The following is a 499-nucleotide window of genomic DNA, read 5'->3' on the forward strand; positions in this document are numbered from 1 at the left end:
GGTTGTGAGAAGCTAGCAGTCGATGTGCCGTATCGAAAGATCGAGAAACTTTCATTGAGTGATTATCTCCATGCGTTAATGCCTGAGTTGGTCGATATTCTAAAAGACGGAACGGTCGACGATGACACTGTTTACGACGATGAGACACAGGAAGATATGGTTGACAGGTTTGCTAGCATTCAGACCTTCATAGATCAGAACCACTGGGGCATGAATAAAAACGTTCATTACTCTGAGCCGGAGTTCGCAAGTTACTCTGAGGTAGAACTTCGAGAGAACCTTAGTATTCTAGACGATCTGGCTGATGTGCTGTACTGCAGCTGCTGTGACACTTGGCGAACGGAGCGCAATGATGGGTTCGGGTGCGATTGCAGTATATTGGTCAAATCACCAGAGGCAGACAACTAACTTTTTTGCGCTGAGATAGACTGAAGCGTTACTATTGATTAACACTATTTCAAGGCACATAACATCACGTCGGTAGGAGCAACTCAGGAAG

Annotated in this window: 1 protein-coding gene; it reads left to right on the forward strand. The window is 45.5% G+C overall.

What is annotated here, in order from left to right:
- A partial coding sequence (locus DEQ92_RS22030; protein WP_233516943.1) for a hypothetical protein occupies window positions 1-408 on the forward strand: 408 nt, incomplete at its 5' end.
- Window positions 409-499 lie beyond the last annotated feature (91 nt).

The sequence above is a fragment of the Haloferax sp. Atlit-6N genome, assembly GCF_003383195.1.
Lineage (GTDB): Archaea > Halobacteriota > Halobacteria > Halobacteriales > Haloferacaceae > Haloferax > Haloferax gibbonsii.